9 protein-coding genes are annotated in these 10,665 nt (G+C 70.3%); 8 read left to right on the top strand and 1 reads right to left on the bottom strand.

Annotation, left to right across the window (positions count from 1 at the left end; all coding sequences use genetic code 11):
- Positions 1 to 191 precede the first annotated feature (191 nt).
- The 5 genes from M1M07_RS30980 (at position 192) to M1M07_RS30960 (ending at position 5,744) form a co-directional block, all read left to right on the top strand.
- A complete protein-coding gene (locus tag M1M07_RS30980; protein WP_197252577.1) occupies positions 192 to 659 on the top strand; it encodes an SRPBCC family protein in 468 nt (155 codons plus the stop codon).
- A gap of 78 nt (positions 660 to 737) precedes the next feature.
- On the top strand, positions 738 to 1,451 hold the full coding sequence (locus tag M1M07_RS30975) for a phosphatidylserine decarboxylase (protein ID WP_197252578.1): 714 nt from the start codon (positions 738 to 740) through the stop codon (positions 1,449 to 1,451).
- The gene (locus M1M07_RS30970) at positions 1,448 to 2,362 is read left to right on the top strand and encodes a phosphatidylcholine/phosphatidylserine synthase (RefSeq protein ID WP_248676606.1); all 915 of its coding nucleotides are present in this window, start codon (positions 1,448 to 1,450) and stop codon (positions 2,360 to 2,362) included. The genes M1M07_RS30975 and M1M07_RS30970 overlap by 4 nt, the downstream gene beginning before the upstream one ends.
- Before the next feature lie 20 nt (positions 2,363 to 2,382).
- Positions 2,383 to 4,563, top strand: a complete 2,181-nt coding sequence (locus M1M07_RS30965) for an AAA family ATPase (RefSeq protein ID WP_248676605.1) — start codon at positions 2,383 to 2,385, stop codon at positions 4,561 to 4,563.
- A complete protein-coding gene (locus M1M07_RS30960; RefSeq protein ID WP_248676604.1) occupies positions 4,563 to 5,744 on the top strand; it encodes a hypothetical protein in 1,182 nt (393 codons plus the stop codon). Before M1M07_RS30965 ends, M1M07_RS30960 begins: the two co-directional genes overlap by 1 nt.
- Before the next feature lie 41 nt (positions 5,745 to 5,785).
- Here M1M07_RS30960 and M1M07_RS30955 read toward each other — a convergent pair whose 3' ends face one another.
- Positions 5,786 to 6,205 carry an NUDIX domain-containing protein gene (locus M1M07_RS30955; protein WP_248676603.1) on the bottom strand — a complete coding sequence of 140 codons (420 nt, stop codon included), beginning with the start codon at positions 6,203 to 6,205 and terminating at the stop codon, positions 5,786 to 5,788.
- Between the two features lie 236 nt (positions 6,206 to 6,441).
- Here M1M07_RS30955 and M1M07_RS30950 point away from each other — a divergent pair, with 236 nt between their 5' ends.
- From M1M07_RS30950 to M1M07_RS30940, 3 genes are all read left to right on the top strand, one after another.
- On the top strand, positions 6,442 to 9,279 hold the full coding sequence (locus M1M07_RS30950; RefSeq protein WP_248676602.1) for a Na+/H+ antiporter subunit A: 2,838 nt from the start codon (positions 6,442 to 6,444) through the stop codon (positions 9,277 to 9,279).
- A complete protein-coding gene (locus M1M07_RS30945; protein ID WP_197250279.1) occupies positions 9,276 to 9,947 on the top strand; it encodes a Na(+)/H(+) antiporter subunit C in 672 nt (223 codons plus the stop codon). Before M1M07_RS30950 ends, M1M07_RS30945 begins: the two co-directional genes overlap by 4 nt.
- A partial coding sequence (locus M1M07_RS30940) for a proton-conducting transporter membrane subunit (protein ID WP_282582476.1) occupies positions 9,944 to 10,665 on the top strand: 722 nt, incomplete at its 3' end. The genes M1M07_RS30945 and M1M07_RS30940, both read left to right, overlap by 4 nt.

Below are 10,665 nucleotides of genomic sequence, written 5' to 3'. Positions count from 1 at the left end.
CCACCCCTCCGATCGTCCCACTTCGTGACGCGCTCAGCATACGGACTGCATGTACCGAGCACATCGAATTCCCGGAGAATGGGAGACGCAGAACCAGGCAAATCGACCACTGCCCTTCCGGTGCAGGTCTGCGTACGATACGGTCGGAAACTGCCCGTAACCCTAAGTACCGCTTATATACCGGGAGTGACGTGTCCAGAACCCTCGAAGCCACGATCGACATCTCCGCGAGCCCGCAGCAGGTGTGGGCGGTTCTCGCCGACCTCCCGCGGATGAAGGAGTTCAGCCCGCAGTGCCGCGGGATGAAGGTGCTCGGCGGTCCGGTCGGTGTCGGCACCAGCACGATCAACATCAACCGCAGGGGCGCGCTCGTCTGGCCCACCACGTCCAAGATCCTCACCTTCGAGCCGGGCCGTGAACTCCGTTTCCGCGTCAACGAGAACCGCACGATCTGGTCGTTCGTCCTCGAACCCACCGAAACCGGCACCCACGTCGTGCAGCGCCGCGAAGCGCCCACCGGCACGACCAAGATCTCGCGGACTCTGATCAACCTCGCGATGGGCGGAACCGAATCGTTCGACGACGAAATGATCGTCGGGATGAACGCCACGCTCACCCGGCTGAAGCACGTGGTGGAGGCCACGCCCGTCACCGTGTAACGCTGCTCGCGTACGCTGTGGTAGCCCGCGGGCCCGTCGGTCCGCGGCTCACATCGCAACGCGACAGTAAGAGGAGCCGTGGCCCGAAAGCCCACACCCGCCGGAATGCCACCCACGAGCGGTGTCGCCCACATCGCCGATCTGGTCCGTAAGGCGGTTCCGCCGCTCCACCCCGCCGGCCTGCCGTTCGTCGCGGCCCCGCTCGCGGTGGCCGCACTCGGCCGCAACCGCAAGTGGGTGCGCCGCGCCGGTCTCGCGTCCGCCGCGGCGACCGCAACGTTCTTCCGTCACCCGCACCGGGTTCCGCCGAACCGGGTCGGAGTCGTCGTGGCCCCCGCCGACGGCGAGGTCGCGCTCGTCGACACCGCGGTACCCCCGGCCGAACTCGGACTGGGCAACGAACCGCTGCCGCGCGTGAGCATCTTCCTGTCGGTCCTCGACGTGCACGTGCAGCGCAGCCCCGTCGGCGGCACCGTCCGCAAGGTCGTGCACCAGCCGGGCAAGTTCCTCTCCGCCGATCTCGCGGACGCGAGCGAGGTGAACGAGCGCAACAGCATGCTCCTCGAGACCCGTGACGGTCACCAGGTCGCCGTCGTCCAGATCGCAGGCCTGCTCGCCCGCCGGATCGTGTGCGACGCCGGTGTCGGCGACACGCTGCCGATCGGCGACACCTACGGCCTGATCCGCTTCGGCTCCCGCGTCGACACCTACCTGCCGGCCGGAACAACCCTGCTCGTCGAGCGCGGGCAGCGCACCATCGGTGCCGAAACCGTCATCGCTCAGCTCCCGTGAACCCCCCGCTGACCACCCCCGAACCGGAACGCAAGCGCCGCGGCCGACCCCAGGCGGTACGCCTGCTGCCCAGCGTCATCACGATCCTGGCGCTGTCGGCGGGTCTGTCCGCGGTGAAGTTCGCGCTCGACGGCGAGCTCGGCACCGCGCTCGGCATGATCGGCGCCGCCGCGGTCCTGGACTCGCTCGACGGGCGCATCGCGCGGCTGCTCGACGCCACCAGCAAGATCGGCGCAGAACTCGACTCGTTGTCCGACGCGATCTCGTTCGGCGTCGCCCCCGCCCTCGTGCTGTATGCGACGTTGCTCGACGGCAGCGCGTTCGGCTGGATCATCACGCTGCTGTACGCGGTGAGCATGGTGCTGCGCCTGGCGCGGTTCAACACCCTGCTCGAGGACGACAGCATTCCCGCGTACGCACGCGAGTACTTCGTCGGTGTGCCGGCCCCCGCGGGTGCGCTCATCGTGCTCTCCCCCATCGCCGCGTACATCCAGTGGGGCGACGGCTGGTGGACCTCCTATCCCGTGGTCGCGGCCTGGACCCTCATCACCGCAGCGCTCGTCGTCAGCACGATCCCGACCCTCGCCATGAAATCGGTGTCCGTGCCGCCGCGCCTGGCCGTGGTCCTGCTGGTCCTCGTCGCGCTCGCCGCGGCCGCGCTCGTGACCTACCCGTTCGTCCTGATGCTCGTGCTCGTCGCCGTGTATCTCGCGCACATCCCGTTCGCGGTCCGCTCCAAGCGGTGGGTCGCCGCGCGCCCGGAAACCTGGGACATCAAGCCGTCCGAACGTCGCGCGATCCGGGCCGAGCACCGCGCGCTGCGTCCCCGCCGCGTCGTGATCCGCCGCACCGCGGCACCCGCGGATCGTTCCTCGGCGCGCCTCGGGCTGCGTCGCCCGCGCGGACGGTGAGTACGTTCTAGGCTCGGCGGGTGACCACCGCTGAACTCGCGCTGACCGTCCGGCTCAACACCTCCGCGGCGGATGCACGCCGCGGCGTCGTCCGCCTGCACCCGGAAGCGCTGACCGCGCTCGGCCTGCGCGAATGGGATGCGATCGCACTGGTCGGCTCCCGCCGGACCGCGGCCGTCGCCGGACTGGCCCCCGCCGGCACCCCCACCGGCACGATCCTGCTCGACGACGTCACCCTGTCGAACACGGGCCTGCGGGAGAACGCCACCGTCGTCGTCGCACCCGCCACCGTGTACGGCGCCCGGTCCGTGTCCGTCACGGGGTCGTCGCTGGCCACCCACTCCATCAGCGACACGACGCTGCGCCAGGCGCTGCTCGGGAAGGTCGTCACCGTCGGTGACGCCGTATCACTGCTTCCCCGCGACCTCGGTCCCGGGACGAGCAGCGCCGACACCACACGCACCCTGTCGCGCACGTTCGGCGTCGCCTGGACCTCGGAACTGCTGACGGTGGCCGCCGTGGACCCGGCCGGACCGGTCAGCGTGCAACCGAACACCGCGGTGACGTGGGGCGGTCACCCCCGGACAGCCGCGCCGAGCGCACCCGCGCTCGCGGGTTCCGACGCAGGATTCACCGAACCGGAACGCGCTGCCGCACCGCCGCCGGAAGACCTGGTCGGTGTGCAGGCCCAGGTCGCGCGGCTCACCGAATGGCTGAAACTGGCCCTCGACGAACCCGAGCTGCTGCGCACCCTCGGTGCGTCCCCGCACCTGGGAGTGCTCGTCACCGGTCCCGCCGGAGTCGGCAAGGCCACGCTGGCCCGCGCGGTCCTGGCCGACCGGAAGGTCGTGGAGGTCGACGGCCCCGGGATCGGTGCGCTCGCCGCCGACGAACGGCTCCGTCGCGTGAGTGCCGCCGCCGACGCCGTGGCCGGCGGCGGCGTGCTGCTGATCACCGACATCGACACGTTGCTCCCCGACCCCGCGGAACCGGTGTCGACGCTGATCCTCGACGTGCTGCGCCGTGTCGTCGACACTCCCGGCGTCGCGCTGATCACGACGACCGCCCACCCCGACGCGGTCGATTCGCGGCTGCGTTCCCCCGAGATCTGCGACCGCGAACTCAACCTGCCGCTGCCCGACGGCGCGACCCGCCGGGCGCTGCTCGAAGTGCTGCTGCGCACCGTGCCGTCCGAGGGGCTCAAGCTCGACGCGATCGCCGCGCGCGCCCCCGGGTTCGTCGCCGCCGACCTCGCCGCACTCTGCCGGGAGGCGGCGCTGCGGGCGGCGTCCCGGGCGAGCCGCGACGACGCGGATCCGGTGCTGCTGCACGACGACCTGCTCGGCGCGCTCGAGGTGATCCGTCCCCTCTCCCGCTCGGGTACCGAGGAACTCGCGATCGGCAGCGTGACCCTGGACGACGTCGGCGACATGGTCGAGACCAAGCAGGCCCTGACCGAAGCCGTGCTGTGGCCGCTGCAGCATCCCGATTCGTTCGCGCGGCTCGGCGTCGATCCGCCGCGCGGCGTGCTGCTGTACGGGCCGCCGGGCTGCGGAAAGACGTTCCTGGTCCGTGCGCTGGCGAGCACCGGACATCTGAGCGTGCACGCGGTCAAGGGCGCCGAACTGATGGACAAGTGGGTCGGTGCCTCCGAGAAGGCCGTACGTGAACTGTTCGCCCGGGCCCGCGATTCGGCGCCGTCGCTGATCTTCCTCGACGAGGTCGACGCGCTCGCCCCCCGGCGCGGTCAGAGTTCGGATTCGGGGGTGGGCGATCGGGTGGTCGCGGCCCTGCTCACCGAACTCGACGGCGTCGAACCGCTGCGTGACGTCGTGGTGCTCGGTGCGACGAACCGACCCGATCTCATCGATCCGGCGCTGCTGCGGCCCGGTCGGCTGGAACGCCTCGTGTTCGTGCCGCCGCCGGACGCCGAGGCCCGCGTCGACATCCTGAAGACGGCGGGCAAGTCCGTCCCGCTCGCCGACGACGTCGATCTCGAGGCGCTCGCCGAGGACCTGGACGGTTACTCGGCCGCGGACTGCGCGGCACTGCTGCGGGAGGCCGCGCTCGCCGCGATGCGCAGAAACGTCGACGCTGCGGTCGTCACCGCCGAGGATGTCGCGACCGCGCGTACCGCGGTGCGGCCGTCGCTGGATCCCGCGCAGGTCGAGCACCTGCGCGCGTACGCGGAGAACCGCTGATGGCCACGCTCACCGCGGCCCGCGTCGACGCCCCGCTCGCGGCACTGGCAGGCCTGTGCGCCACGGCTCTCGCCGGGGTCGTCCTGATCGTCGACGGTGCCGTGACGGTCGCGCCCGTCCACCACGACAGCACCCCGATCGTCGCGGCGGTACTCGCGGTGGTCGCGGTGGCGGGTCTGCAGCATTCGGGGTCGCGGCGCACCGGGTGGGCGATCGCCACCGGCTGCGTGCTGGTGCTGGGCTCCATTCGCTACATCGCACCGTCCGACGCCGCCGCGGACACCCGATCCGCACTGCAGATCGTGGTCGCGGCGACCGCGGGCATCCTGCTCGGCGCGGCGGTCGCCGCGACCTGGGGGCGCGTCGGCGGGCAATGGGCGGTCGTCGCCGGTGGCTGGTCCGCGTTTCTCGCGGCGGCAGCGGCCGGGAACGGGCGACCGTTCGAGTCACTGCGCTGGACGGTGCCGCAGTGGCTGCTCGCGATCGCGCTGGTCACGGTCGTGGCCGCGGCGCTCGTCGCGCAGCCCGGCATGCGGGTGCAGCGGGCCGATCCGCGGATGTGGACGGTCGCGGTCGGTGCGGCGCTGGCTCTGTCCGTCGGATACCGCCTGCTCGCCGACCGGGTCGACGCCGAGGCTGCGTCGTCGACCGTGCGGATGTGGCTGTTCACCGGGGGCGCGCTGCTACTCCTGGTCATCGGCGCCGAGGTCGCGGCACGGTTCCTGCCGCCCGGCGACGGTGCCTTCCCGATGGCGGTCACGGGCGCGATCGTCACCGCCTACCCGCTCGTCGTCGCGCTCGGCGGGCCGGACGTGTCGGGATGGGCTCCGGCGGTCGCGATCGTCGCGGTTGTCCTCGGGCTGCGCGCGGCACCGCGCATGCCGCGGCCCGAGCTGGGTCTGGCGGTCGCGCTCGTGACGACCGCGGTCGCGGCGCTGTGGCCGGATCTCGCCGCCGACGGCTGGCCCCTGCTGGTGCGGGTGGCGCTGATCGCGGCGGGCACGGGCCTTGCGCTCGGGTCGGCGCTGCCGGGGTCGGCGCCCGTCGCCGCACTCGGGTTGTCGTTGCCGTTCGCGGCACTCCCCGTCGTCGGAGCGGTGTGGTCGATCCCGGCGGATCCTAAGCTGATCCTCGGCGCTCTGGTGGTGACCGGGGCGGTGTGCGCGTGGCAGGTGCGGTGAGCTGCATCGGGTGAGCTGCATCCAGGGGCAGCCCACTGGCCTCAGTCCACGAGGCCGAGCGAGTGCAGGTGCTCGAACACGAGCATCGAACCCGGCGCGACCTCCGGCTGGGCGGCGTATTCGGCGACGGTGAACCAGCCGAGCTCGGCGATCTCCCCGGCCGGATACGGATCGCCGATCGGATCGGCGCGGAAGCACGTCATGTGCAGTCGGGTGCCGGCCGGATGGCCGTACGCGACGGTCTCGAAGACCCCGACCTCGGTGACGTCGCGCAGTCCGACGCCGAGCTCCTCCCGGATCTCTCGGTGCAGCGCCTGCTCGGCGTTCTCGCCGGGTTCCAGCTTGCCGCCCGCCATGTAGAACACCGTCGCCCCGGCCGATCGCGTCTGCAACAACCGGCGGTCGCGGACGAGAGCGAGTGCGGCCGTGCGGATGAGGGGACGGTCGGATGCGGCAGGCATGCCCGGCACCCTACGGACCACCGCCGTGAGTGGCGGGCGGACCCTCCGGTTCGCAACGATGCGAAGTTTCCCGTTAGGATGTGAACCAATCCGATTTGCCCTTTTGGCGAACGGCATGCGGTTCGGGGCGTCCCTAGTTTCGGCGGTATGCCGCGCGCACAATGCGACCGTGTGCTTCCGCGCACACTCGCATTTCCAGTTACACGCCGCCAGGCCCGACCCCGACGGAGTGCCTTTTGCTCGCCATACTCTTCGCCCACGCGGTGGCCGCACTACTTGCGCCGCCCCTGGTCAGAGTCATGGGGAGAAACGCCTTCATACCGTTGTCCCTGGTTCCGCTCGCCGGTCTCGGCTGGGTGATCGCGAGCTGGGGGACCGAACAAACCCTGCACATCACCTGGGCCACGACGGTGTCGATGAACATCGACATGCGGTTCGACGCGCTCGCCTCGATCATGTCGGTGTTGGTCCTGGGTATCGGCGCGCTGATCCTGCTGTACTGCGCCCGCTACTTCACCGACGACGAACCCCGCCTCGGGATCTTCGCCGCCGAGATGGTGGCCTTCGCCGGCGCCATGTTCGGGCTCGTCACCAGCGACAACATGCTGGTCCTCTACACCTTCTGGGAACTGACCACGGTCCTGTCGTTCCTGCTCGTCGGGCACTACGCGGAACGCGCGTCGAGCCGGCGCGCAGCGACGCAGGCCCTGCTGGTGACGACCGCGGGTGGTCTCGCGATGCTCGTCGGCATCATCATCCTCGGGCAGCTGGCCGGCAGCTACAACCTGTCCGCGGTGATCGAGGCCGCCCCGCACGGCTGGCTCGCCGGGGTCGGTCTGGTGCTGGTTCTCATCGGTGCGCTGTCGAAGTCCGCGGTCGTCCCGCTGCACTTCTGGCTGCCCGGAGCGATGGCCGCACCGACACCGGTGTCCGGCTATCTGCACGCCGCGGCAATGGTCAAAGCCGGTATCTACCTCGTCGCGCGTCTCGCGCCGGCGTTCGCCGATGCGGCGCCGTGGCGACCGATCGTCATCACGCTGGGGCTGGCGTCGATGTTGCTGGCCGGGTGGCGTGCGTTCCGCGCGTTCGACCTGAAGCTGATCCTCGCTTTCGGCACCGTCAGCCAGCTCGGGTTCCTCACGATGCTCGTCGGGGTCGGTACCCGCGAGGCCGCGCTGGCCGGCATGACGATGGTCGTCGCCCACGCGATGTTCAAGGCGTGCCTGTTCATGGTGGTCGGGATCATCGACCATTCGACCGGCACCCGCGACATTCGCAAGCTTGCGCATCTGGGCAAGCGGACCCCGTTCCTGGCGATCGTGGCGATCCTCGCCGCGATGAGCATGGCCGGACTACCGCCGTTCCTCGGCTTCGTCGGCAAGGAAACCGCATTCGAATCGGTGCTGGTCGCGGACGTGTTGCCGCAGTGGGCGCGGATCGCGACGACCACCACGATGGTGGTCGGCTCGATCCTGACGCTGGCCTACAGCATCCGGTTCATCTGGGGCGCGTTCGGCCGGAAGCAACTCAAGCGTCCGAGCCCCGCCGTCCAGAGGTTCCACGCCCCGGGCCCGCTGCTGCTGTCGGCGCCGTCCGTGCTGGCGGTCGGAGGTCTGGCCGGCGGACTCGCCGCGCCGTGGATCGACTCGCTGCTCAGCCCGTACGCCGACACCCTTCCGGCGAGCCTCGCCTACCCGTATCACCTGGCCCTGTGGCACGGACTCAATCTGCCGCTGGGTCTGACCGGCATCGTCGTCGTCGGCGGTGTCGCGATGTACCTGGCTCAGCGCACAATCTCGCGGCTGCGGTTCGAGCATCCACCGCTCGGCAACGCCGACCGCATCTACGACGCGACGCTGCGCGGCATGGACACCCTGTCGATGCGACTCACCGGTGTCACCCAGCGCGGTTCGCTGCCGTTGACGCAAGCGACGATCCTCGTCACTCTCGTGGTCCTGCCCTCGTCCCTGCTGCTGCTGTTCGGACTCGACTCTGCCCCGGGCACCCGCCTGTGGGACACCCCGTGGCAGGTGCCGGTGGTGCTGATCATCGCGGCCGGTGCCCTGGCCGCGACCGTGCTGCGCAACCGCCTCGCCGGTGTCCTGGTGGTCGGCATGACCGGATACGGCCTCGGCGTCCTGTTCGCGCTGCAGGGCGCCCCGGATCTCGCGCTCACCCAGTTCCTGGTGGAGACCGTGACCCTCGTGGTGTTCGTGCTCGTGCTCCGCAAACTCCCCGCCGAGTCCGATCCGGGCGCGGACGTCGGCAAACGCCTGCCCCGGGCGCTCCTCGGCATCGCCGTCGGTGTGGCCGTCACCGCGATCGGCGCGTACGCCGTCGCAGCCCGCAGTGCCGAACCGGTCTCGCTGCTGCTTCCAGATGCGGCCTACAACATCGGCAACGGCAAGAACATCGTCAACGTGCTGCTCGTCGACATCCGCGCCTGGGACACGATGGGTGAGATCTCGGTGCTGCTGGTCGCCGCAACCGGTGTCGCGAGCCTGGTGTTCCGCACCCGCCGGTTCGGGACCGCCCCGCGCGTCGCCGACGCACCCGCGGCCCAGGTCGACGCCGCGAACGCGAGCACCGAGACGACGTGGCTGCTCGGCGGCGACTTCATCGATCCGCGGCATCGCTCGCTGATCCTGGAGGTGACCACCCGGCTGGTGTTCCCGACGATGATGATGCTGTCGGTCTACTTCTTCTTCTCCGGGCACAACGCCCCCGGCGGCGGCTTCGCGGGTGGCCTGGTCGCAGGCTTGGCCCTGGTGCTGCGGTACCTCGCCGGTGGGCGGTACGAGCTCGGTGAAGCCGTACCCGTCGACGCCGGCAAGATCCTGGGTCTGGGCCTGACGTTCTCGGCGGGTACCGCACTCGCGTCGCTGTTCCTGGGTGCGCCCGCCCTGTCCTCCGCGACGATCGAGGTGACGTTGCCGCTGCTCGGAGACATCAAGCTGGTCACCGCCATGTTCTTCGACCTCGGCGTGTATCTCATCGTGGTGGGCCTGATCCTCGACGTGCTGCGCAGCCTCGGTGCACGCCTCGACGCCGAGACGATCGGAGGTCCCCGATGAACAGCGCGAATCTGGCTCTCCTCGCGGCGGTCGGCATACTCACGGCCAGCGGCGTCTACATGCTGCTCGAACGCAGCATCATCAAGATGCTGCTCGGCCTGCTGCTGGTCGGCAACGGCATCAATCTGCTGATCCTGACGCTCGGCGGCCCCGCCGGCAGCGCACCGATCGTCGGCAACAACAACGACCTGCACGAGAGCATGGCCGACCCGCTGGCGCAGGCGATGATCCTCACCGCCATCGTCATCACGATGGGCGTCGCGGCGTTCGTGCTGGCCCTGACGTACCGGTCGTACACGATCCGGGCACGCGACGAAGTCGAGAACGACCCCGAGGACACCATGGTGTCGCAGCGCCGCACCCCCGCGGACGCGCCGTTCCGCGACCGGTCCGACGACCCGCTCACCGGCGAACCCAGCAAGAGTGGCGACGCCTTCGACGCCCAGGGAAATCCGATCCCCCTCGAGGCACTCACCAACATCGAGGACCTCGAAGCCTACGAGGACCTGCACGACGGCGACTTCGACGACCCGACCGACTCGGCGTATGCGGGCCAGTCGGCATACGCCGGCGAATCGACGCACGGCGGTGTCTCGGCGCACGGCGGTGTCTCGGCGCACGGCGAGGGCTCCGGCGATGCCGATCCCGGGAAGGGAGTCCGCCGATGACGTTGTCCGCGGCCGCATTGATCCCACTGCCCGTCCTCATCCCGCTGCTCGCCGCCGCGGCCACCCTGATCCTCGGCCGCCGGCCCCGCGCACAGCGGTACGTGACCGTCACGGCGCTGACCGCGTCGCTGCTCGTGACCGGACTGCTGCTGTACCTCGCCGACCGCGACGGCATCGCGGTGCTCCAGATCGGCGGCTGGGAAGCACCGATGGGAATCTCGCTGGTGGTGGACCGCCTGGCAGCGTTGATGCTGGTGGTCTCCGGCATCGTGCTGCTGGCTGTCATGCTGTTCGCCGTCGGTCAGGGCATCCACGACGGCAACGAACAACAACCGGTGTCGATCTTCCTGCCCACCTACCTCGCGCTGACGGCGGGCGTGAACATCGCGTTCCTCGCCGGCGACCTGTTCAACCTCTTCGTCGGTTTCGAGGTGCTGCTCGCCGCCTCGTTCGTGCTCCTGACGCTGGGGGCGAGCGCGGACCGTGTTCGTGCCGGCGTCTCGTACGTCATGGTGTCGATGGTGTCGTCGCTGATCTTCCTGGTCGGCATGGCCTTCGCGTACGCCGCGACAGGCACCCTGAACCTGGCGCACATGGCCCTGCGACTCGACGACGTGCCGTCCGGTACCCGCGCCGCGATCTTCGGGGTGCTGCTCGTCGCGTTCGGCATCAAGGCTGCGGTGTTCCCGCTGTCGGCGTGGCTGCCGGACTCCTACCC

Origin of the sequence: Rhodococcus sp. HM1, from assembly GCF_023218075.1 — a bacterium.
Taxonomy (GTDB): domain Bacteria; phylum Actinomycetota; class Actinomycetes; order Mycobacteriales; family Mycobacteriaceae; genus Rhodococcus.
Note: the sequence above shows the minus strand (reverse complement) of the source record. Positions and strands in the feature narration are given on the sequence as shown.